Here is a 22,561-nt window from a genome sequence, read left to right as displayed (position 1 = left end):
CCCCGACCGTCCGCGGACGGTCGGGGCCCTGCCGGTACCACCATCAGGTGTGGGTCATCGTCGTAGGGACTGCTGACTTGCATCGCACGGAAGGAGAAGCGTGGCGTACCGAGGCTCACTCACGTCTGGTCCTCCACGCGTATCGCCTCCTGCAGGTCCCGCTGGGCGGGACCCGGATCGCCTTCCTGCAGTTCGATCAGAGCAGCGGCGATCGCGTCGAGCTTCCGCTGAATGGCGTGTTCGGCTCGCCGTTCGCTGTTCTTGAGGAGAGCCAGGAGCAGCAGGGTCACCGCGGTCATCGACTCACCGGCGAGCATCATCCAGGCCATCGGAACCTTGGCCGCATGCGCGCCGATGACGACGCCGACGAGGAGCAGGCACAGCCCGAAGAACGTGGGGCTGCTCGTGAAGTTCGAAGACTTCTCCGCAAGATGCGCGAAGCGACCGCGCTCGTTTCCACCGCGCTCAGCGGGATGCTCAAGTGTCATGACCTGGCCGGTACCCCCGTTTCGATGCGGAGCACGTACCAGGTCGCCGGAACGACGGTGGGTGGCGGAGGAGACATCAAGCCCCACTGGGAGAGAAGACCTCAGAGGCCGAGCACCTCGCCGTACTTGATCGCCCCGTGAGGCAGCGCGAAGCCGAACGGGGTCAGCGACTTGCCCTGCGGGTACGTCTCCTCCGTGCTGCTCGGCGCGAACCAGACGCCACCCGAGCGGGGCTCACCATCGTTCTCTCCGGGTGCGCTGACCGCGGTGTCCCACAGTCCGTCGCGGTTGTAGTCGCCGACGGCCACCTGGGCGCCGAAACGGTCGCCGGCCTCGGCCGTGCCCGGCATGTTCGTGGTGCTCTGGCTGCGGGCCAGGCCGCCGTAGAGGCCGTGCTCCGTGCCGTTCATGGTGACGTACCCGCCCGCGTCCTTGACGGTGCCCACGTCCTCGCCGGGCACGCCGACCACCAGCTCCGGACGGCTGTCGCCGTTCAGGTCGCCCGCGGCCAGCGCGGCACCGAAGTCGTCGCCCTCCTCGGCGGTGCCGCCCACCTCCGGGTTCGACTGGGTGATGCACTCGCTGTCGGTGCCGAAGGTCGCGGTCTTCGATCCCTTGAGCAGGAGCACCGCACCGCCGAGCCGGTCCTCGCAATGCGTTGTCGGCGACTCGGGGTTGGGCTGCACGAGGCCGACGGCGAGGTCGTCCGTGCCGTCCCGGTCGAAGTCGTCGGCGGCGAGCGAGCTGCCCCGGTCGGCGTCGGCGTACCACTGGGCCGGCTTGGCCTGGTCGTCCCAGCGGGTGATGAAGGTGCCGGAGCCCTCCATGCCCTGCCAGGTCGCGGCGAGGTCGTCCCGGCCGTCGCCGTCGAAGTCGCCGGTGGCCAGGTCGCGGGTGGCGCCGCCCATGCTGTAGCGGCGCAGGGTGGTGGTGGTCACGGGGTCCGCGGTGAGCGGGCCCGGGCGGAACCGCAGCGAGCCGCTCTCCTCGCCGTTCTCGCCGTACGCGAGGTCGGTGTCGCCGTCGCCGTCGTAGTCGCCCGTGGCGATGGTGCGGCCGATGCTGCTGAACTCGCCCGCGCCCCTGGCAACGGTGGTGCCCTTGACGTTCCACCCCGAGCCGTCCAGGACGGTGATGGTGCCTTCGTCCTTGAGCTGCTCGGAGGTGAGCGACTCGCCGCTGGCGCCGACGACGAGCTCGAAGACGCCGTCGCCGTTCACGTCGACGGGCGCCACGGAGGACCCGAAGCGGTCCCCCGCCTCGGGCGTGCCGGGTATGCCGGCCTCAGCCTGGCTGATGACGCCGGAGGAATGGCTCGGGCTCTGCGGGCCGCCATAGATCACGCTGATGGAGCCGGCCTTGGCCTTGCCGTCCACCGTGGCGTTGGGCATGCCGACCGCGATGTCCGCGTATCCGTCGCCGTTGAAGTCGAACCGCGGGGTCGTTGCAGCCGCGGCGGTCCCGGCGAGTGGCAGGGTCAGGCCGGCGGCGGTGAGGGCCGCTGCGGCGGCGGTGGCGGCCAGGGTGCGTGCACGCACGGTGGAACTCCCGTAGTCGAAGAGGGCAATGAGAGCGAAGGTTCGCGGTGATGTGACTCATGAGGTGTACGAAGGGTTGTGTCCAGGGTGGCGGAACATGACGGAGAGGTGTCGCCCTGGGCCGGGCTCAGGGCAGCACAGAGAGTTGGAACCGGACGCCGGCCAGGCCGCGGGGCCTGCCCGAGACCACGGCTGACGTCACATCACCGCTGCCCCAGAGAGGTCCATGGACGGAGTTTCTCCGGGTTGCGGATCGCCCAGATGCGAGCGATACGGTCGCCGGTGAGGCTGAACGCTGCCACGGTCACCGTGACGCCGACGTGCTGGGCGACCAGGCCGGGCCCGCCGTTGACCATCCGCTCCAGAAGCGTCAGCCCAGGGGCTTTGTCGGCGATGTGGATCAGGTACTGGGCGATGCGCTCACTGCCCTCGACCGGGCGGAGGACGGTGCCGACCAGACCTCCGCCGTCGGCGATCATCGTGGCGTCGGGGTCGAGGAGGTCGACCAGGGCCTCGATGTCCCGTGCCTCCCACGCCTCCTTGAAACCCCGCACCAGGCCGGCCTGGCCGGCCGATACGGCTACGGGAGGCTGCGCCGCGCGAATGCGCCGACGGGCCGAGGACGCCAGCTGCCGGCAGGCCGCAGGCGTCCGGCCGACGACATCGGCGATCTCGGCGAAGGGATACCGGAAGACGTCGTGCAGGATGAACGCCACGCGTTCGGCCGGCGTCATCGCCTCCAGTACGACGAGGAAGGCCATGTTCACCGACTCGTCCAGGGTGACCTGGTCGGCGGGGTCGGCCAACTCCGCCCCGCCGCCCGCCGGCCCGCCGAGCCATTCCGTACGGTCGGGCAGCGGCTCCGGTATCCATTCGCCGACGTAACGCTCGCGCCGGACCCGCGCAGAGCCCAGCACGTCCAGACAGATGCGCCCGGCCACCGTCGTCAGCCAGGCCGCGGGAGACTCGATGGCTTCCTGCTGCGGTCGTGACAGCGCGTACCAGCGACTGAAGGTCTCCTGCACAGCGTCCTCGGCCTCGGCCAGCGAACCGAGCAGCCGGTAGGCGAGATTCATCAGGTGTCGCCGCTCGCCGACGATCTCGCTCAGGGCCGGCTCGGACCGGTCGTGGCGAGGTTCGGATGAGGTGCTCATGCTCGCGACGGCTCCCTGGATTCTTCTCGTCCGCTTCCGCGCCCGCCACTTCGACGAGACACCGCGCCGAAATGTGAGCCTGCGCTCGGCCTCACATTTCGCGGGCCCACATCGTCGGAGTACCAGGACACTACCGATCCACCGCCGTAAGGCAGATGAGGAGGCCACGTCATGGCCATACAAACGGCAGCGGTACAGGGCAACAAACTCACCTTCGTGCGGGCCGCGATCGCTCTGCAGACCGTGTCCCTCTTCTTCCAGGCGGTCACCGCCGGAATGCTTCTGTCCTCGTCCTACGGTGCGGTGCTGCACGACGTCGGATCGCGCGTGATGTACGGCGCATCAATGATGTACGTCCTCGCCGCTGTGCTGGCCTGGCGGCCGGGCGGCGGTGCGCCCCGCCCGATCCTGTACGCGTCGGGCTTCCTCGTACTCGCTTCGGTGCAGGTAGTGCTGGGCATCGCGCACATGCCCTCGCTCCATGTACCCCTCGGTGCCCTGATGTTCGGCTTGAGCGTGCTGGCGCTCGTCCACGGGTGGACCCGGCGCGCACCGGAACGCTTCGGCACTCGGCCATGACCTCCGCGCCCCCGTGGAACCGACCGCCGCCCCTGGGGCAACGCTTCGAACGGAAGGGTTACGACCAACAGCGCAGCACGACCGTTCTGGCCTCGTCAGCCGCCTGGCACCCCTGCTCTCGATGCCCTGGGCACCGCCGCTGTCGCCCACCCAGGTGGTGTGTCCGACTACCACCCGTCGCGCCACCGGGTGGCACACCCGCCCATGCACCAGGCCGGTGAGCCGTGAAGCCGCAGCGGGCAAACAACCCGTCCAGTGCCAAGCACCTACGGGCAACGCCCACCCGTCCGCTGCCCTGGACGGTGCTACTGGCAGGTGACGCGCTGCCCTCCGCCGCCGGCGCGCGCACGCCGCGCGCTGGGTGTTCAATGAGATCAGGTGCGCCCCGACCCTGCCGGAGTGAGACACGAGTGAGCGACAACGGCTCGGGACAACCCGCCGCAGCGGACTTCCCCACGGCTGTTCTGGTGCTCGACGCCGCCGGCAAGGTCCTGACGGGCACACGTTCGGCGGCAACGCTCCTGGGCGCTTCCTGGTCGATCGGTGGCCCCGCCGAGCAGCAGGACGCGGAACTGCTCTTCGAGGACCCCGGCCTCTGGGCCAACCTCGTCGCCGGAGCCGTGGGAGGTGCCAGGCGCACCGCTCGTGCCCGCATGCTGCGGCCGGACGGCGGACAGCTGGAGGCCGACGTCGACATCATCGCCCTGATGGAGGGCTCGTCGGCGCGGTTCCTGCTGCGCCTGCGCCCCGCCGACCCGGACCACCCCGTACCGGTCGCCGTAGCCGGCGACGTCCGCCGGGCACCACCCCCGCCGCCGGAGGACCAGCGCTCCGCGGAGCGGCTGGCGCTGCTCAACGCGGCCGCCGCACAGATCGGCAGCTCCCTCGACATGGTGCGCGACGCCGAGCATCTGGCAGAACTGCTCGTCCCCGCGTTCGCCGACCTCGTGGCCGTCGACCTGACCGAACCCGTGCTGCGCGGTGAAGAACCGGAGGAGCTGGTCACCGGAGCGCCGATGCGACGCGTCGCCGTGAAGGCCGCCGACGGCCGATGGCCGGTGGAGAGCTATTCCGTGGGCGACACCATCCGCCTGCAGAGCGTCGAGAGCATCCATCTGCGCGGGGGCTCCGCGGTCTTCATCCCCGACCTGAGCGAGCTCCGCGCAGTGCTCGCGGGCGAGGAGGAGCGCGTACGGCTGATCCTTCCGCCCCGGGCTGCCTCCTTCATGCTGGTGCCGTTGCAGGCACGCGGCACGGTCCTCGGCGCCCTGGTCCTGTGGCGCACGGCGGAGCGCCGCCCGTTCGATCAGGAGGACGCGGTCCTCGCCGAGGAGATCGGCTCCCGGACCTCACTCAGCGTGGACAACGCCCGCCGGTACACCCGCGAGCGCCGTACCGCAGAGGCCCTGCAGCGCAGCCTTCTGCCGAAGCCCGTCATGGACGTCACCGGAGCGGAGACCTTCGGGGTCTACGTGCCCGCTGCCACGACCGCGGCCATCGGCGGCAGCTGGTTCGACGTCATCCGACTCCCCTCGACGCGGCTCGCGTTCGTCATGGGCACGGTGGCCGGACACGGCCTCAACGCCACGGCGGCGATGGGGCGTCTGCGGTCGGCCGTACAGACCCTGGCCGATCTGGACCTCACCCCGGACGAACTGCTGGCTCACCTGGACGATCTCGTGGTGCGCTTCATCGAGGACGACGACCGCCAGGAGCCGGACGCGGACGCGCCGAGCGCGCTGACCGGTGCCACCTGTCTGTACGCCACCTATGACCCGGTGTCCCGTAGCTGCGTGCTGGCCAGCGCGGGCCACCCGCCGCCCGTGCTGGCCGCCACTGGACGGAGTGGCAGCGGCACGGTGACGTACCGCCCTGGTCCGGTTCTGGGCACCGGCGGGCAGCCGTTCGAACCGGTGGAGCTGGCGCTGGGACCTGGCGATGTACTGGCCTTCTGCGGCGGAGCGCTCGCCCGGGACAGCGACCGGTCGGCGCGGCAGCTGGAGGCGGTCAGGGCGGGTGTGCGGGACGGCGCCGACAGTGGGCGACACGTCACCGAGATCGGGCGCGGCATCCTCGGCGCCCTGCTGCACGAGCCGCCGGACGACGACCTAGCGCTGCTGGTGGTGCGGGTCAGAGAAGTGTCCGCCGATGCCACCGCCGTGTGGGAACTGCACGCCACGCCCTCCCTCGTCGGGCGGGCCCGCGAGCTCGTCTCGGACCAGCTGACCGCCTGGGGACTGGAGGATCTCGTCTTCACCACGGAGCTGATCGTCAGCGAGCTGGTCACGAACTCCATCCGCTACGCGGGCGGTCCGGTCGGCCTGCGGCTGATCAAGGATCGCGTGCTGATCTGCGAGGTCTCCGACCCGAGCCAGACGCAGCCGCATCTGCGCCGGGCGCAGGTGACCGACGAGGGCGGCCGAGGCTTGTTCCTCGTCGCACAGCTCACCCATCGCTGGGGCAGCCGGTACACGGCGGCCGGCAAGACCATCTGGACGGAACAGCTGCTGGAGGACGGCTGAGGTCGCGTGCCGACCGCCCGGACGGTGGTGCGCACAGACTCGCCGCAGGACTCGGGGCGGAGGTGGTGTCGGCAGTCGGAGAGCGGCCGGTCCATTTACTACGGTCTGCTCAGGACTACGTCGGTCTGGTCTGGCGGGCGGTGCTCCTTCCGCTGCAAGGGATTCCTAGACGTCGATTTCCTCTGCTCATGCGAGCGGTGCACCTGCTGCTCGGCCCCGCGCCGGGCGCCGTCCGTCGCCGGCCTCCCGATCAGCGCGGTCAAGGTCGCGGGGCACGGCCGGCCACTGCGGTGAAGGCGTCCTGGATGTGGCTCGACCGCTCGGCAGTGAGGCAGTGAGGTCGAGGGCCGCCACGTCCGTACGGCATCCTCAAGGGCCCGCTGCGGCCGTCGCGGCGAGCGCCGACCAGGACTCGGCGCCCGGGCCCGGGCGGCTGGACGGGGGCGCCGGCGTGCGGGGTCAACCTCCGCAACGCGGATGAAGAGCCGCTCGGGCTCTCCACAGCGCTATGTCCCCATTGCCCGGATATTCTGTTGCTTGTGATCGAGTCCGGACGGCCGCAGCTCCGCAGGCGCTCCGGTCCGGGAAGGCTTGTGCGGCTGTCGCCGGTCATCCTGACCGTCGTGATCGCCGCCCTGGCATACGCCACTCCGCCGGAAATGGCCTTCAGCCGCCTTCTGCCCGCCGCGCCGGCCCTCGCCGCTGCCATGTGGCCGGTACTTCCCACTGTCCTGCTCGGGACGGTCTGCCTCCTTTTGATGATCGGCCTCAGTTTCGTCTTCCCCGATCTGGGGACGTGGTGGACGGCTGCGGGCATCATCGCGGTCACCGTGGCCGCCGCGTACGGAAGCCACGTCCGGCTCCAGCGGGAACGCACGCTCTTTCAGGTACGTCTCGTCGCCGAAGCGGCGCAGCAGGTGGTGCTGAGCCCTCTGCCACGCCGCTTCGGCACTATCGAGATCGAGTCCCTGTATCTCGCGGCCGCGGCGGAGGCCCGTATCGGCGGAGATTTCTACGAGGTGGTCGACACTCCTTACGGGGTCAGGCTGCTCATCGGTGACGTACGCGGCAAGGGCCTGCCGGCAGTGGGGGCGGCCGCGGCGATCGTCAACGCCTTCCGTGAGGCGGCCTACGGCGAGACCGACATGGTCAACGTCGCACGTCGGATGGACGCCAGCAGCACCCGTTACAACGCCGCCTTTCCCCCCGAAGGGCCGATGGAGCGCTTCGCCACCGCCCTCCTCGTCGAGATCCCGCACGGAGGCAGACGCATCGACATCCTCAACTGCGGGCATCCCCCGCCGCTGCTCCTGCACCGTGGGGAAGTCCAGGCGCTCGACCCCGCCACGCCCTCGCCACTGCTCAGCCTCGCGGAGCTGATCGGTGACCACTACAGCGTGGAAACCTTCGATTTTGGGCCCAACGACCTCCTTCTTCTCTATACCGACGGGATCGCCGAGGCCCGCGCCCGCGACGGCGAGTTCTTCCCACTGGCCGCCTGGATGCGCCGACAGCCCCCGACACCGCCCCGCGAACTGCTCAAGGCTCTGCACCGAGATCTCCTCCGCTACAGCAGAGGGCGCCTTGACGACGACATCGCTGCCCTGGCGGTACGCCTGTATGAGCCCCGGGGCTCGGAGCCCTCGTGAGCGGCGCTTCGGCACGGCCCGCCGGCCAAACTCGTAACCGGTTCGGATCAGCACCGCTGTCAGCGGGGAGGCTCCCCTTCTGCGGTGGGGATGTTCAGGTCGCGACGCCGCCCGGAGCCCGAACGGGGAAGCCCGCCACAGCCTGCGGCGCCCTGCCGAGGCCGGACGAACTGCGGCTAATTCGTTCGGCTTACCCCTCGGAAAGATCTAACGTCTGCCCCATGACAGCTTCCGACCATCTCCCGCGTCTCGGCGGTCTCACTTTCCATGGGCCGCTCGCCGAAGACCGCGCCGAGCGCATTGTCGCGCGGCTCGCCACCGTCGCACCCGCGACCGTCCTGGACATCGGTTGCGGCTGGGGGGAACTACTGCTCCGTGTTCTGGAGTCGGTCTCAGGGTCGACGGGCGTGGGCCTCGACATCAATGCGGAAGACCTGGCCAGGGGCCGGGAGGTCGCAAAGGAGCGCGAACTCTCCGAGCGGGTCGAGTTCGCGGAGGAGTCGGCCCTCGGCACGTCACGCGGCCCTGCGGACGTGGTGCTCTGCTTGGGGTCCGGCCAGGCGCTGTGCGATCCCGGGCAGCCGTACGATCCCGGTGTTGTTCTGCGCGAGCTGCGCCGTCTGGTCCGCCCCGGCGGGCGTGTCCTTCTCGGTGAGGGATTCTGGGAGCGCTGTCCGACGGACGTGGAACTAGCGGCGATGTGGCCCGGGGCGCACGCAGGCGACCACCTGACGCTCGGGCCGCTTGTCGACCTCGCTGTCGAAGCGGGCTTCCGACCGGTCTGGATCGAATCGGCCAGCCGGGAGGAATGGGAGGAGTTCGAGTCCGGCTACCGCCATGACACAGAGCTCTGGCTCGCCAGTCACCCGGACCACCCCCTCGCGGCCGAAACCCGAGAACGAGTCGACCGACAGCGGTCTACCTGGGCCAACGGCTACCGCAACATCCTCGGCATGGCGTACCTGACCCTCGTACCGGTCACCACGATCTGAACGCCGCCGACGTCTGGTGACGGGGCAGGACCTGTCCCTCGCCTCTCACGGCAGCACCTGTTGCCGCCGGCGGACTCGCGACCGTAGTGAGCCGTAGTGGGCCGTAGTGGTTCACGTTGCCTCGTGCTGCAGGTGGACGAGCCCTTCGATAGTGCCCAGGCGGGCCTGCAGAGCGGGGTCAGGTATTGCAGTGGTGGTCAGCAGCAGCATGTGGGCCGCCGGATGTTCCGAGGAGTAGAGGTCGTCTTCACCGTCGTCGCCGGGGATCGAGTTGGGCTGGATCTCGATTCGCCCGTTCGGTACGCCGGCAAGGTGGTAGACGCCCCGGAAGTCGCTGTCGCGCTCGGTGAAGACCAGTCCGAGGCAGTCGCTGACCAGCTGAACCAGCTCGTCGGCGGCGTGGGTGCTGGTGCCGTAGGTGTGGTGGTCGGTCATGGTCCACCAGACCCTATGCCGTGACCGTAGGGGCACGCCTCATGGAGTTGGTCCCGTTCGGAGCGGGCTTCGGCACAGACCAGGGGACGGAATGGGGTGCGTTCACGGACCGCCACCGCCGCTGAGCGGACTCGACGAGCTTGCAGGCCGTCGTTCAGGACGGCCTTGCAGGGGCGGGCGATGCCGGCCCTACGAGACGACCCGACGGCGCGACGGCCTGCGGCTTCTGACAACATGCTCTTCGGCATGGCCGGGGGCGCGCCGCCCCGTAGCCTTGCCTCTTCTCCAAGGGGTGGGCGAAGTGCGTGTGGAAGACCGGGTCTCCGGGAGAGCCGGACCTGTCGGATGGCTGCGGCTGATAGCACGCGGCCTGGCCGTCGCGCTTACCGTCGGCGTTCTGCTGCTGATCGCCACGGTGGTGATGGTGATCGGGCCCGACCTCCTGTTCCACCTGGACACCCCCGCCTTCCGGGCATGGCGGACCGTCTTCGTAGCCATCACGGTGCAGGCACTGCCGTTCCTGCTGCTCGGCACGCTCGTCTCAGCGGCGATCAGCGCCTTCGTTCCACCTTCCGTCTTCAACCGGGTACTGCCGCGCAATCCGGGGTTGGCCGTGCCCGTGGCGGGTGCCGCCGGTGTCGTGCTGCCGGGTTGCGAGTGTGCCTCGGTGCCGGTGGCGGGCAGCCTGATGGGGCGCGGCGTCGCCCCGGCGGCCGCCTTGGCTTTCCTCCTGTCCGCACCTGCCATCAATCCGGTCGTCCTGGTGGCCACGGCGGTCGCCTTCCCGGGCAGCCCCGAGATGGTGCTCGCCCGGCTCGTCGCGTCACTGGCCGTGTCCGTGACCATGGGCTGGCTGTGGCTGGCCGTGGGCAGACCGGAGTGGCTGCAACTGCGCAAGCCGCGGGAAGCCGCACCGCAGGCCGGTAAGTGGGAGCAGTTCAGCGGCGGACTCCAGCACGACTTCCTGCACGCAGGAGGCTTCCTGGTCGTGGGCGCCATGGCCGCCGCGACCTTCAACGTCATGGTGCCGCAGTCGATACTGGACGCCGTCTCCGGCTCACCCTGGCTGTCCGTCCTGGCGCTGGCCGTCCTTGCGGTGGTGCTCGCGGTCTGCTCCGAAGCGGACGCCTTCGTAGCGGCTTCCCTCACCGGGTTCTCACCCACCGCCCGGCTCGCCTTCATGGTGGTGGGCCCGATGGTGGACGTGAAACTCATCGCTCTGCAGGCCGGCACCTTCGGGCGGGCCTTCGCCGTCCGCTTCTCCGCAGCCACCTTCGTGGTGGCCGTGCTGTCGAGCCTTCTCGTCGGGTGGTGGCTGCTGTGAAGGCCCGGCTCCAGGCCCTGTTGCTCGTACTGCTGGGCGCCGCCGTCCTGCGCATCTCCCTCCTGAGCGAGCTGTACCTGCGGTACGTGAAGGCGGGACTGCGGCCCCTGCTGGTCGCCACCGGGCTTCTGGTGCTCGCCCTCGGCCTGGCCTCGGCCGTACGCGAGACCCGTGCGTTCGTACGCGAACGACGCTCGGAAGAAGTTGCGGACGGCCACCACTACGAGAGCCACCCCGACGGTGAGGCGGACGGCCACGACCACACGCACGGCCCGCGCGTCGCCTGGCTGCTCTACGTGCCCGCTGTGCTGCTCCTGCTTTTCGCGCCTCCCGCGCTCGGCTCGTACACCGCCGCACGCGACGAGATCCAGACCGACTCACTCGCGGGCACCTTTCCTGCACTGGCGGACGGCAACCCCCTCCCGCTGTCCCTGCGGGACTTCAGCTCCCGCGCCGTCTACGACACCAGGGGTTCGCTTCGGGGCCGCACCGTCCGCATGACCGGATTCGTCACGCCCGGGGAAGACGGAAAGTGGTACCTCAGCCGACTGCTGATCCAGTGCTGTGCCGCAGACGCCGGGGTACTCAAGGTCGAGGTGCATGGCGCCCGCGCTCCGGAGGCCGACGCCTGGGTGACCGTGACAGGCACGTGGCGCCCGACCGGCCCAGCGGGATCCGAAGGCGTCCGCCCCGCGCTCGACGCGAGCGTCGTCGAGGAGATCCCGGCACCCGTCGACCCCTACGACGACACACCCCCCACACCGGATGAGGGCTGACGACCGGTCGGCGCTCAAGAGCGTGGGTCAGTGACGAGCAAGCGCGGAGCGGCGCCGCGAGTGCCCTGCAAGCCCCCCAGGGCGACGGTCAGGGCGAGAGCCGCACAGAGGGCCGTCCCGTCCAGGGCGAACTGCGGCAGCACGGTCGGTTCGGCCTGCATGGTGTCCCGGCGTGAGCAGCCGAACCCTTACGACAGGGCATCAAGCCGGTGCACTCAAACAGCTCCCGGGCGCCGACTCCGACCCCTACCATCACGCACATGTCGATCACCTCCCACATACCCGTTCTCCACGCCGGCAAGGGCACCGTCGCCCTCGTGGAGAACGATGTGCTGATCGTGCGCCGTCCGCACGAGCAGACGCACATCTTGCTGAAGGCCATCAGACGTGTACGCGCCGAGGGGCAGTCCGTCACGATTGAGCTGATCGCCGCGCCTACCACGGACAAGACGCACGTTTACCGGGTCTGGGACGTGGTGGATGCCGCAGCCGCCGTCGCCTTCACCGACGCCGTGAACGCGGCTCTGCCAGGGCGGAGCGAGGAGACGGAGACGATCGACGGCGCGGACCTCGTTTGGGGCGAGCGCCTGTACCAGCCGAGCTACCGGAACTGGCTTCGCGGGATGAAGCGCGGCGCGCTCGTCGCGACCCTGCTGGCCATCGGCTCGTGCGTGCTCGTGGGGTTCGGGGGACACCCCGCCGCCATGATCCTCATCATCCCGTCCAGCTTCTTCGGGATACTGATCCTCACGTTCGGCGCGTTTCTGGCCTACGCACCGGTCGAGGAGCGGTACCTGCGGAAGCACGGAGTCCGGACGGCCGCCGTCCGCCTCCGGGACCAGCCCGGCCGGTACGCGTACACGGATCCGGGCGGCGCGGTCCGCACCGTGCGGCACTCCGTCCCGGCCTGGAGCATCGAGGCGGCGTACGATCCACGCGACCCCGGCCGCGTACTTCCGCTGCAGTCGCGGGGCCGGCGGATCCGGGACGCCGTCCTGGTTGTTCTCGTCCTCGGAATCGGCCTCCTCTTCGCCGTCGGGGCCGTCGGGGCGGTGGTCGGTGCCTTCCTCGGCAAGTTCGACAACCTGACGTGAGACGCGGCCACATGAGGCGCGTCGTCAGTCGTGTCCGCGAACCGAAAGGCACGCCCTGGCCGTTGCCCCCTTCACTGGTCCGAGCGAGCACGCCCGCCACCGGCGCGGCGGGCCACCACCACACCGTCAGTGGCGCGTACAGCAGAGCCCACCCACCCAGCGCGGACGCGCGGGTGAGGGCCTGCGAGGTCCGCGCTGAGCAGCACGACCTCTCGGCCTGCAGCACCGCAGACCCCGGCGCCCCCGACCTGCTGGACGAGGCCATCCACCTCACCCAGCGCGTTCCAGCTCGCAGGTTTCCGCCGGGCAGCTTGCAGGTGCCCCGGCGGCCGGACGGGCGGATCAGCGCAGTCCGGCGAAGAGATCGTTCTCGGGAACAGCCGAGCCGGTGGCGTCCTGGACGCGCAGGAAGGTCTCCACGCCCATCAACTCGCCGAACCTCTCCTTGCCCATCTTGAGGAAGAAGATGTTCTCGCCCTGACTGGCGTGCGCGGCCAACGCGTCGAACTTCTGACCGCTGAACGCGGTGGTGTCCACCCACGTGGTGATCTGATCGTCGGGAAGGCCGATCTCGGCCATCGCGGCGGTCTCGGCAGGGTCCGGCTCCGGCATGTCCTCATGGAACTCGCGCATGATCTCGCCGAACCGAGCCATCATCGAGCGGGGCATCGTGGTCCAGTACACCTTCGGTGTCAGCCCGGTCATCTCCAGCGCCGCCATGGTGATGCGGTGGGCCTGGATGTGGTCGGGGTGGCCGTAGAAGCCGTTCTCGTCGTAGGTGACGACCACGTCGGGCCGGTAATGCCGCATCAGTTCGGCGAGGCGGGCCGCGCCTTCCTGCACCGGGGTCTGCCAGAAGGATCCGGGAGCGTCGTTGCTCGGCCAGCCGATCATCCCGGAGTCGGCATAGTCCAGCATCTCCAGATCGCTGACCTTCAAGACGTCACAGCTCGCCTCAAGTTCTTGGCGGCGCATCAAGGCGACCGCTGCCGGATCGTGCCCGGGATCTCCCGGCTTGACACCCCCCGGTCCGTCGCCGCAACCACCGTCGGTACACGTCACGAGAACCGTCCGGATGCCTTCCGCCGCGTACCGCGCGAGGATCCCTCCGGTTCCGGTGGCCTCGTCGTCGGGGTGGGCGTGTACTGCCATGAGCGTCAAGGGCCGGTCAGTCATGTAACAGTCCTCCTGCAAGGGATAAGTCTTGGTCCGAGTGTGCGGTGTGCGTACGGCGATCCTGGGAACCGGATCCAGATCCTGCTGAGGAACGACCTTGTGCTCTTCGTGTTGCCCGCCTGTGCGGTGCCGGTCCCCCGGTCGATGCAACCGCGCCGACCGGATCAGTTGTTCCCGGCGTTCGGCCTTCGGGTGGTCGGCGTCTCGACGCACATGCGCAAAGTGATGGCGGGCGGGAGTGATGCGGCAGGATTCAGGTACGAGGCCAGCCCTTGCCGGCGGTGGCCTCGCGTGCGATGCGACGCCACTGGCCCTCCCCTCCGGGCAGCGGCCAGGCCCAGGTCGGCTGTGCCGCGGTGTTCAGTTCGTGGAGGAGGCGGGCGAGCTGTGGGCCGGCGGTGGCCGCGCCGTCCGGGACGGTGGGACCGTGGAGGGCTCGGAGTTCGGCGAAACGGCTCAGTTCGTGCTCGTAAGAGCCCACCGCGTCATCGATACGTTCGGCCAGGTCGTCACGCGGCGCCGTGCGGTGCAGTTGCAGCAGCGGAGGCTCGATGGACTCGGCGATCGCGGCGGCGAGTCGTGCGTGACCGTCCAGGATCAGATGACAGTCCAGACCACTGACCCACCACAACAGAACGGGTGGGAGCGTCCCGTCACGGGCCTGCTTACGGTACGCCTTGACCCGGCTGTCGCCCGGCCCGGGCATGGGCCGCAGCGGCAGTACCTCGAACGATGTGGAGTGGAAATACCAGTCGACGTACCCGTCCGGATGGCCCTCGACGAGCATTGAGCTCCAGTACTCGCCGTGCGAAGTGGCAGCGGGACGCCAGCGCGGGAGCGGACTCTCGCGTGCGAGCAGCCATCTGCCCCCGTGCAGGGGGCTTCCCGGCGAGTCGCTGAGGTATCGCGCGAAGCGGCGGGCCCATTGTTCCGGGCTGCCCGACAGGGCACGCCCCACGTCGGCACGCAGCGGTGGGACGAAGGAGCGGTATGCGTCGGTACGCCAGAAGTCCACACCTTGTAGCGGCTCTTCGACGACGGCCAGCAGCACGGGCCGCGACAGCTGGGAAATCAGCAGCCGTGGCCCGGCACTGAAAACGCACAGCTCCGGCTGGTGGTGGTCCGGTACGTCCAGGGACAGGCCCACCCATGTGCCGTCGTCCCGCGTGACATCACTGCGCTGCATCTGAAGAGCGTAGACGGCGACTACTGAACGCTCCGATGACGCCTTCTCAAGGACGGGGTTCCAGTACCTCCAGGGCGCCGGTCTCGGTGTCGTAGCTGCGCAGGGTGGTGAGCCGCGCGGACAGCGGCGGCGCCGGCAGCAGTTCGGGGATCCGCCGGCCGGCGAAGGCGCCGGCCCGCCGGGTGCGGCCGAGGGTGATGTGCGGGCTCCAGCGCGTGGGTTCGTGGAAGGGGTTGAGGGTCGCGGGCGGGCTGTCCGAGGCCACCGCCTCCCACACCCGGCGTTGCAAGCCGGCGAGCACCGAGTCGCAGTCCAGCGCCCAGGCCAGCACCGAGGTGGGCCGCTCGAAACGGACCACGCCGGTGAAGTGCACCGACAACGGCAGGGCGGCGGCCACCTCGGCGAGCTCCCAGCGAATCGGGGCCGTCAGCTCCGGGCAGGCGGCCAGCGTGAGGTGCGGGCGGTTCGTCGGTGAACGGTGGCGCGCCTGACTCGGCAGCCCCGCATCCGCCAGCAGCCGCCAGGCCTCCCGGACCGCCAGCTCTGCCGTCTCGTCCAACAGGACCTCGACCGTGCGCACCGCCGCAGACTACCTGCGATCCCCTGCGGTGCCGCCGCACCTCGGCCGGGCCGTCAGGCGAATCACAACGCCCGCGGCGACGGCGGCCTGTTGCTCCTTGCCCGGGCGGCGGTGCCGTGGACGTGGTGGGGCCATGGTGCCGGCCAGCACGTCGACCACCAGCGGATATGGTCGTGGGCCAACTCTTCACGAGGCCGGTTGACACACCTGGGGGTACAAGGCATGCCTACGCCTGAGCAGATCTGGGCGGACGCCGATCTCCCCACCCGTCGACTCGCCGGGCTGGCTCTCAATCCGTCCGTGCCGGAGAGCATCCTCCTGCGGCTGCTCTCCGACGCTCCGCTTGCCGCACGGATGGTGCTGTGCCGGGACCGGATCCTGCCCGACGCCGTCGTCGACGCCGTGATCGAGCACCCCGACACCCGCACCCGCAGCTTCTTCGCCCGCAACCCCCATGTCGATCCGGCCCAGCGGGCTCGGCTGGTGGATGATCCCGAGTGGTTCGTCCGCGCCCACCTGGCCGAGGGACTGCGGGTGGCCGGCGCCGACCGGCCCAGGCCCCTGCCCGACGACGCCGTCGTCCACATGATCAGCACGTACGACGACGAACTCCTGGGCGGTCCCTTCTACCAGCAGATCTCCACCGAACTGCGCCTATCCATGCCCACCCATCCGATCGCGAAGGTCCGCCTCTGGGGGGTCGACGGGTGGACATCACTGTCCGCGGACACGCGGGCCGCCCTCCTCACGGATCCCGACCGCGAGGTCCGGGAGAAGGCTCAGCGGTACGCGCGCCGTCAGGATCCGGCGTGGGTGGAGAGTGCGCTCCCTGACCGGCCGTGCCACGCCCGCACCGACCTGCTGCTCCACCGCCCCCTCACCAGAGCCGTGGTGGAGGGTGTCCTCGCCAGGCCCGTCGGCAAGGAGGACAGGGCGATGATCGCCGTCAACCCCACACTCCCTCCCGACGCGGTGGTCCTCCTGGCCGCCGACTCGGATCCGGAGATACGGGGCCACATCGCGCGACGCGCAGACCTCGGACCCGCCGAGCGCCGCGCACTCGTCGCCGATCCGGATCCGGACGTGCGCACGCGGGTGGCGTACCGCGCCGACCTGGAGCCGGCCGAGCTCCGCACGCTCATGACGGACGTTCACCCCGACGTGCGGCTGGCCGTGTCCCTCCACCCCGCACTGAGCGAGGAGGAGCGGGCCCGGATCGACTACCGGGTCCCCATGGACCATCCCTTCGTCTTCTGTCCTGCGCCCGAGGTGCCACGGGATCCCACGACCGTCCGCCGCAACGCACACTCCCAGCACCCGATGCTCCGCCGGCAGGCAGCCAGGGACCACCTGCTGCCACCGGACCTCGTCGCACGCCTGGCCGCCGACGACGACCTCGGCGTACGCGTCCTGCTGGCCCAGAACCATCCGGACGCCCCCGCGCCACTTCTGCTGCGCAGCTTCCTCGAATACGCCGGGCGCGAGCGCGGCCACCTCACCACCCGGCCGAACTTCCCGACCCACGGACTGGCCGCCTTCGCCGACCACGACGACCCCGAGGTCCGGGCGTTGGCCGCACGCGACCCCGGAACCGAGCCGGCAGCCGTGGAGCGGCTCACCCAGGACCCCGAACATGCCGTGAGGTCCGCGGCGACGCGCCACCCGAACCTTCCGCGGTCCCGGCTGGTAGTACTCCTCGACGACGAGGAGTTGGCCCACGACGCTGCGGCGAACGCGGCGCTGGACTTGGACACGATCCGCCGACTGGTGGCTCAAGACGGGCCGTGTGGCGAAGGTCGGTCCTGAGGGGCGGGCTCGGCCTTCCGCCGAGCCCGCCGAGCCCGCCGAGCCCGCCGAGCCCGCCGAGCCGGCTCCGCACCGGAGCCGGACCGGTGTCAGGGTGTCAGCGCTGCAGTGTCAGCAGGCCCGGCCGGTAGGGCAGGAGGCCGTAGTCGACACCGTCGGAGCTGGGACTGCGCCCCTGGTAGAGCAACTGCAGGTTGCAGGGATCGACGGTCATGGTCTGGTCGGGGCTGGTACGGAGCAGTTCGCCGTGGCTGATGTCGTTGGTCCAGGTGGCGCCGCTGTTGGCCTTGCCGGCGAAGGCGTTGCTCTCGGTCGCGGCCTGGGGCGTCCACGAGCCGTTGAGACTGGTGGCCGTGAACGAGCGGAAGTAACGGCCCTGCGAGCCGATCGCCTCGACGATCATGAGGTAGCGGTCCTGGCCCTGGAGCTTGTAGACCTGTGGGGCTTCGAACAGGTTGTTCGTCGTATCGCTCATGACCACTGTGGAGGTCGTGCCGAAACTGCCCGGGAAGTTCCCGATCGGCATACTGGCCCGGTAGATCTTGCCGTTGTCGCCGGCGAAGAACAGGTACATGTTCGTCCCGTCAGCGATGAGCGTCTGGTCGATGGGTCCTGTTGCGGAGCCGGCGATGGTTCCGGAGAAGAGCTCCTTCGGTGCGGACCAGCCATTCGGGTTGGTGGGATCGCTCGACGTCCGGTAGGAGAAGGTGGTCGCGCCCCACTGGTAGGCGAGCACCCAGACGTTCTTCGGCGCGAAGTAGAAGAGCGTGGGCGCGACGGCGGAAGTCGACATCGTGTTCTGGCCGGCCGAGGCCATCTCCGACCAGTTGGTGAACGGTGTGAAGTTCATCGAACCCCAGCCCGCCCCCGTTCCCGCGGCGCCGTGCGTCGTCGCGTAGACGAGCTGCTTGCCGTTGTGGGGGACGACGGTGAAGTCCTTGAGCGAGGCCCACCCCGACCTGGGCTGCGCCAGCGCGCCGGTCGATGTCCAGCGGTACGTCGAGGGAAGAGTGCACGTGCCGGGGTTGCCGGCGCCGACCCGGACGAGCTGCCACTGCTGGTTGCTGCCGCCCCAGTCGTCGTACTGGACGATGTTCGCGTTGTCGGCGGTGGAGCCGCCTTGTACTTCGAGGGCCTTGTTGCTGTGGCGCGCGATGAACCTCACGTAGCCGTCCGAGCTGTCGGCCAGGCGCCACTGCTGGTTGGTACCGTTCAGGTCGGCCCACTGGACGATCGGGCCGCCGTTCGCGGTGGACTTGTTGTGGACGTCGAGCACCTTGCCGGAGTGGCGGGACTTGATGCGGTAGTAGCCGCCGCCGGAGTCCACGAACTGCCACTGCTGCTGGTTCTGATCGTTCCTGGTCCACTGGGTGATGCGGGCACCGTCGCTGGTCGCCAGGTTGTAGACGTCCAGTGCCTTGCCGCTGTTGCGGTTGACCAGAACGTACGAGGCGCTGGGGTCGACGGTCGCCGCGGCGGCGGGCGGGGCGCCGAGGAGAGCGGCCCCGAGGAGTAAGGACGACAGGACCGCGAGTACGAGACTTATGACCAGGGGTGGATGGCGAAACCGCATCAGGACAGCTCCTTTGGGGGACGGAGGTGAGGCGAACCCGACGAACCGCGGAACGGGGGTGTCGGGGGGTCGGGGACGGCATAGGTGTGCAGGAGGCCGCACATGCCGAAGAGTGGGTGCTGCGGGCGCTCGAGTCGCGACACTTCGCCGTGGCCGAGGTGGGTAAGGTCTCCGGCCTTCAGCCGTTCCAGCTGACGGCCGGTTTCGACGGCCGCGGCCAAGGGGCCGTCACGCCAGCGGAGCCGCCAGTCGTCCAGGAGCCCTCTTTTCAGGCGATGGGCCGCGAGGTGGAACTCGCGCAGCCCGCCTTCGCGCAGGGCCAGGAAACCCTCGAGTGCCAGGTCGCGGCGGCGGCGGGCTGCCGCGGCCCGGTTGCCGGTCATGGCGGCCGCCGCCCGGTAGGCGTGGGGATCGGCCAGCACGGGCGCGGGGAAGGTGAAGACGGCGTCGCCGGCCTCGGGGAGTCCGCTGTTCTGCATGAGCACCACGAGGCGCAGACCGCCGCCGTTGACGAGGCGGTGGATCGTGCCGGGGGTGAACCAGACGACGTCACCGGGGTGCAGCGGGGTGTCGGCGAAGCCGGAGGCGGTGAGAGTCTGGACGCTGCCCGTGCCGCCGGTGACGACGTAGGCTTCGGAGCAGACGAGGTGCATGTGTGGTGTGCCGCCGCACAGCCCGTCGGCGGCCTCCCACTCGTACACGGTCAGCCCGGAGACTCCCACGCTGCCGGGGAGCCGGGTCACCACGGGTGTTCCACGACATGGCGGGTCAGGCGCCCGGGGGTCCACGCGCCGTCGGCCACGACGATCCGGTAGCGGCGCGACAGGGTGTCGCCCGATGCCAGCGGCAGTTCCTTGTCGAACGCCAGAGACGGGTTGACGGCGGGGATGGGTTCACTGCGGACGAACCAGTGGCAGGGGCTGTCCGGATCGTCCAGGAACAGCAGCGTGGAGGAGCGGTCGACCTCGTCGTGTGTGCCGATGAAGGCCAGCCAGTCGCCCCGCTCGCCCATCGCGGGGCCGATCACGTCGCCGCCGGTGAAGGCGCGCGGGCCGCGCCAGAACAAACCGGAGTATCCGGCGTGCTCCCTGCCCTGTGTGCCGGGGCTGCCGAACGTCAGCTCGGTGTCGTGGACGTTGGTCAGCGCGACGGTGACGTCCAGGGTCCAGGAGTCGGCCTCGACGTCGCGGGCGGTCAGCGTGCGGTGCTCGTCGATCCAGTGCTCCCCCGCCATGGTGTGCCAGGCGAGATGTTCGGTGATGACGGCGCGGCCGTGGCCGGTTGTGGCGGATACGGCGAGGCTGCGCATCGTGCCGAGGTTCGGCAGGTCGACGTAGCCCTGGTCGCGCAGGTAGGTGCCGCCGCCCCAGAAGTTCTGCCCCGACACCCACGACGCCGTCATCTGGACGCCCTTGTGCCAGCGGTGGTCGTGCGGCCGGTACCCCGTGACCACGTCGCCGGCGAGCGTGCGCACCGGATGCAGGTAGGGCTTCGGCGCCTCGAAGGGGTCCATGACGGGGCGGTGCACGTACTGGAAGAGGTCGACGCCGCGCGTCCGGACGATGAGAGAGCTCTCGTTCTCGATGAGTGCGAGCGTCATCGGAACACCTCCGGGCGCCCTCCGTTGAGTGAGCCGTAGAAGGGGTCGGCCGCGTCGATCTCCCCGCGCCGGACCGGCAGGCCGGTGATGGCGGCCTTGTACAGGGCGGTGACCAGTTCCATGGTGGGTCTGCCGAGGTCGAGCCGTATGCCCGCGTCGTAGCCGTCCAGGAAGGCCGCGAGCTGGGCGGTGTGCGAGCTGGGCAGGTCCTCCGGCGGCTCCCACTTCGCGCCGGACGGCCCGGGGGTGAACGTCCAGTCCGCGTTGGAGTAGCCGTACAGGTGGCGCAGTTCGATCGTGGCGTCGGTGAGATCGAACCGCAGGTAGCTTTCCTCGCGTGGGGAAAGGACGCTGTTGACGACCGTCGCGATGGCTCCGTTCTCGAACCGGACCAGGGCCGCGGACACGTCCTCGGTCTGGACGTGGCGCTCCAGGCGGCCGGCCATCGCCCGTACCTCGGCCCATGCGCCGAGCACCTCGAGCATCAGGTCCATCTGGTGGATGCCGTGGCCCAGCGTCGGACCACCGCCCTCGCTCTCCCATGTGCCGCGCCACGGCACGCCGTAGTAGGCGTCGTCGCGGTACCACGCGGTCACGCACTGCGCGACCAGGGGACGGCCCAGCGTCCCCGCCCCGATCCGGTCGCGCAGGTACCGGGCCCCGGTGCCGTACCTGTGCTGGAACACCGCGCCCGCGACGGCGGGCCCCTCGGCCGCATGGATCCGGTCGAGTTCGGCCAGCGACAGCCCCACCGGCTTCTCGCACCACACCCAAGCCCCCGACTTCAGGCAGGCGACGGCCTGTTCGGCGTGCAGGAACGGCGGCGTGCACAGGTGCACGAGGTCAGGGCTCTGTTCCTGGAGCATGGTGTGCAGGTCGGTGTAGACCGCGGGAATGCCGTGCTCGGCCGCGAACGCCCCGGCGCGCGCGGCGTCCACGTCGACGGCTGCCACGATCACGGCCCGGTGCTCCTGGGCCCGGAGGGCGGGAACGTGGCAGATGCCCGCGATGCCGCCCGTTCCGACGATCGCCGTCCTGATCATCCGCCCAGCACCTTCCTGATCGAGTGATAGGCGGGCTTGGGCGCCAGGTTCTCGTCGTAGGGCAGTGCCGCACCCTCACCGGGGAAGACGGAGGGGATCCAGGAGTACTTGTCCGTGTAGTCCCAGATGGTGATGCCGACGCACTTCCTGACGGCCAGGCAGGCCTTGACGTAGTCGGCGTACCAGGTGGCCTGGGTGGCGAGCTTCTCGGGGGTCGCGGGGAGGTTCATCCTGATGTCGAGTTCGGTCACGGCGACCTCGACGCCGAGGTCGGCGAAGCGCTGCATGTTCTGCCGGACGTCGGCGGGGAAGCCGTACTGGAGCGCCAGATGGCCCTGGATGCCGAAGCCCTCGACCGGAACGCCGTCGGCTTTCAACTGCTTGATCAGGGTGTAATAGGCGTCGCTCTTGGGGCCGATCCCGTCGACGTTGTAGTCGTTGAGGTAGAGCTTTGCGTGCCGGTCGGCCTGGTGGGCCCAGCGCAGGGCGTCGGCGATGTAGCCGGGGCCGAGCGTCTTGTAGAAGAGCGTCTCGCGGTAGGTTCCGTCCTCGTTGAAGGCCTCGTTGACGACGTCCCAGTGGATCACCTGGCCCTTGTAGTGGCGGACGACCGTCTGTATGTGGTTCTTGAGGATGGCGCGCAGCTCGTCGGCGGTCCAGGTGCCCTCGGTGAGCCAGGCGGGGAGCTGGTTGTGCCACACGAGGGTGTGGCCGCGGACCTTCTGGTGGTGGGCCTTGGCGAAGGCCACGACCTCGTCGGCGGCGGTGAAATCGAAGACGCCGCGCTCGGGCTCGGTGGCGTACCACTTCATGGCGTTGCCGGGGGTGGTCTGCCCGAATTCGCTGCCGAGGAGTTTCAGATAGGCGGCGTCGCCGAACTCGGGGTTGTCGGTTGCGGAGCCGAAGTACTTGTGGTGCTTCTTGGCCAGTTCGCCGAGCGTCCTGGGACGGTGCTCGGCGGCCGCGGGCGCGGCGGCGAGGCCGGTCGCCAGGCAGACGACGACGGAAAGGGCGGCGAAACTCCGGGGCATGGACATGCCGGACTC

At 69.8% G+C, this 22,561-nt stretch carries 20 protein-coding genes; 8 read left to right on the top strand and 12 right to left on the bottom strand.

Annotated features, from left to right (window positions below; genetic code table 11):
• Positions 1-119 precede the first annotated feature (119 nt).
• From ACWGH0_RS04110 to sigJ, 3 genes are all read right to left on the bottom strand, one after another.
• The gene (locus tag ACWGH0_RS04110) at positions 120-488 is read right to left on the bottom strand and encodes a low affinity iron permease family protein (protein ID WP_453402557.1); all 369 of its coding nucleotides are present in this window, start codon (positions 486-488) and stop codon (positions 120-122) included.
• A gap of 101 nt (positions 489-589) precedes the next feature.
• Positions 590-2,026 carry an FG-GAP and VCBS repeat-containing protein gene (locus ACWGH0_RS04105; RefSeq protein ID WP_453402556.1) on the bottom strand — a complete coding sequence of 479 codons (1,437 nt, stop codon included), beginning with the start codon at positions 2,024-2,026 and terminating at the stop codon, positions 590-592.
• 203 nt (positions 2,027-2,229) lie between these two features.
• Complete coding sequence (gene sigJ / locus ACWGH0_RS04100) at positions 2,230-3,180, bottom strand: RNA polymerase sigma factor SigJ (RefSeq protein ID WP_453402555.1); 951 nt, start codon at positions 3,178-3,180, stop codon at positions 2,230-2,232.
• Between the two features lie 171 nt (positions 3,181-3,351).
• Between sigJ and ACWGH0_RS04095 the strand changes: the two genes are divergently transcribed.
• From ACWGH0_RS04095 to ACWGH0_RS04080, 4 genes are all read left to right on the top strand, one after another.
• Entirely contained in the window at positions 3,352-3,759 is a 408-nt protein-coding gene (locus ACWGH0_RS04095; RefSeq protein ID WP_453402554.1) for a hypothetical protein, read from the top strand.
• Positions 3,760-4,169: 410 nt separating this feature from the next.
• A complete protein-coding gene (locus ACWGH0_RS04090; protein WP_453402553.1) occupies positions 4,170-6,281 on the top strand; it encodes a SpoIIE family protein phosphatase in 2,112 nt (703 codons plus the stop codon).
• Positions 6,282-6,820: 539 nt separating this feature from the next.
• A complete protein-coding gene (locus ACWGH0_RS04085) occupies positions 6,821-7,930 on the top strand; it encodes a PP2C family protein-serine/threonine phosphatase (protein WP_453402552.1) in 1,110 nt (369 codons plus the stop codon).
• 221 nt (positions 7,931-8,151) lie between these two features.
• On the top strand, positions 8,152-8,922 hold the full coding sequence (locus ACWGH0_RS04080; protein ID WP_453402551.1) for an SAM-dependent methyltransferase: 771 nt from the start codon (positions 8,152-8,154) through the stop codon (positions 8,920-8,922).
• A 111-nt stretch (positions 8,923-9,033) separates the two neighbouring features.
• Here ACWGH0_RS04080 and ACWGH0_RS04075 read toward each other — a convergent pair whose 3' ends face one another.
• The gene (locus ACWGH0_RS04075; RefSeq protein WP_453402550.1) at positions 9,034-9,357 is read right to left on the bottom strand and encodes a hypothetical protein; all 324 of its coding nucleotides are present in this window, start codon (positions 9,355-9,357) and stop codon (positions 9,034-9,036) included.
• Between the two features lie 421 nt (positions 9,358-9,778).
• Between ACWGH0_RS04075 and ACWGH0_RS04070 the strand changes: the two genes are divergently transcribed.
• The 3 genes from ACWGH0_RS04070 (at position 9,779) to ACWGH0_RS04060 (ending at position 12,551) form a co-directional block, all read left to right on the top strand.
• Positions 9,779-10,681: a permease gene (locus tag ACWGH0_RS04070; RefSeq protein ID WP_453402565.1), complete on the top strand. Its 903-nt coding sequence runs from the start codon at positions 9,779-9,781 to the stop codon at positions 10,679-10,681.
• Positions 10,669-11,457, top strand: a complete 789-nt coding sequence (locus ACWGH0_RS04065) for a TIGR03943 family putative permease subunit (protein ID WP_453402549.1) — start codon at positions 10,669-10,671, stop codon at positions 11,455-11,457. Before ACWGH0_RS04070 ends, ACWGH0_RS04065 begins: the two co-directional genes overlap by 13 nt.
• 260 nt (positions 11,458-11,717) lie before the next feature.
• Positions 11,718-12,551: a hypothetical protein gene (locus ACWGH0_RS04060; RefSeq protein WP_453402548.1), complete on the top strand. Its 834-nt coding sequence runs from the start codon at positions 11,718-11,720 to the stop codon at positions 12,549-12,551.
• Between the two features lie 342 nt (positions 12,552-12,893).
• Here the strand turns inward: ACWGH0_RS04060 and ACWGH0_RS04055 are convergent, their stop codons facing one another.
• The 3 genes from ACWGH0_RS04055 to ACWGH0_RS04045 form a co-directional block, all read right to left on the bottom strand.
• Positions 12,894-13,727, bottom strand: a complete 834-nt coding sequence (locus tag ACWGH0_RS04055; protein WP_453402564.1) for a PIG-L family deacetylase — start codon at positions 13,725-13,727, stop codon at positions 12,894-12,896.
• Positions 13,728-13,980: 253 nt separating this feature from the next.
• Positions 13,981-14,913, bottom strand: coding sequence for a hypothetical protein (locus ACWGH0_RS04050; RefSeq protein WP_453402547.1), 933 nt, complete (start codon positions 14,911-14,913; stop codon positions 13,981-13,983).
• Between the two features lie 46 nt (positions 14,914-14,959).
• Entirely contained in the window at positions 14,960-15,493 is a 534-nt protein-coding gene (locus ACWGH0_RS04045; RefSeq protein ID WP_453402546.1) for a 2'-5' RNA ligase family protein, read from the bottom strand.
• A gap of 222 nt (positions 15,494-15,715) precedes the next feature.
• Here ACWGH0_RS04045 and ACWGH0_RS04040 point away from each other — a divergent pair, with 222 nt between their 5' ends.
• Positions 15,716-17,299: a hypothetical protein gene (locus ACWGH0_RS04040; protein WP_453402545.1), complete on the top strand. Its 1,584-nt coding sequence runs from the start codon at positions 15,716-15,718 to the stop codon at positions 17,297-17,299.
• Between the two features lie 97 nt (positions 17,300-17,396).
• On the opposite strand, the gene ACWGH0_RS04035 is transcribed toward ACWGH0_RS04040, so the two are convergent.
• The 5 genes from ACWGH0_RS04035 to ACWGH0_RS04015 are packed head-to-tail and all read right to left on the bottom strand — an operon-like array spanning position 17,397 to position 22,546.
• Entirely contained in the window at positions 17,397-18,872 is a 1,476-nt protein-coding gene (locus ACWGH0_RS04035; RefSeq protein WP_453402544.1) for a non-reducing end alpha-L-arabinofuranosidase family hydrolase, read from the bottom strand.
• The gene (locus ACWGH0_RS04030; protein WP_453402563.1) at positions 18,872-19,615 is read right to left on the bottom strand and encodes a cupin domain-containing protein; all 744 of its coding nucleotides are present in this window, start codon (positions 19,613-19,615) and stop codon (positions 18,872-18,874) included. The genes ACWGH0_RS04035 and ACWGH0_RS04030 overlap by 1 nt, the downstream gene beginning before the upstream one ends.
• A complete protein-coding gene (locus tag ACWGH0_RS04025) occupies positions 19,612-20,472 on the bottom strand; it encodes a DUF6807 domain-containing protein (RefSeq protein ID WP_453402543.1) in 861 nt (286 codons plus the stop codon). The genes ACWGH0_RS04030 and ACWGH0_RS04025 overlap by 4 nt, the downstream gene beginning before the upstream one ends.
• Positions 20,469-21,515 carry a Gfo/Idh/MocA family protein gene (locus tag ACWGH0_RS04020; protein WP_453402542.1) on the bottom strand — a complete coding sequence of 349 codons (1,047 nt, stop codon included), beginning with the start codon at positions 21,513-21,515 and terminating at the stop codon, positions 20,469-20,471. The genes ACWGH0_RS04025 and ACWGH0_RS04020 overlap by 4 nt, the downstream gene beginning before the upstream one ends.
• Complete coding sequence (locus ACWGH0_RS04015; protein WP_453402562.1) at positions 21,512-22,546, bottom strand: endo-1,4-beta-xylanase; 1,035 nt, start codon at positions 22,544-22,546, stop codon at positions 21,512-21,514. Before ACWGH0_RS04015 ends, ACWGH0_RS04020 begins: the two co-directional genes overlap by 4 nt.
• Positions 22,547-22,561: the final 15 nt, after the last annotated feature.

Source organism: Streptomyces sp. NPDC054887 (assembly GCF_053610585.1).
The sequence above is the reverse complement of the archived record's forward strand: the minus strand, read 5'-3'. Positions and strand labels throughout refer to the sequence as shown.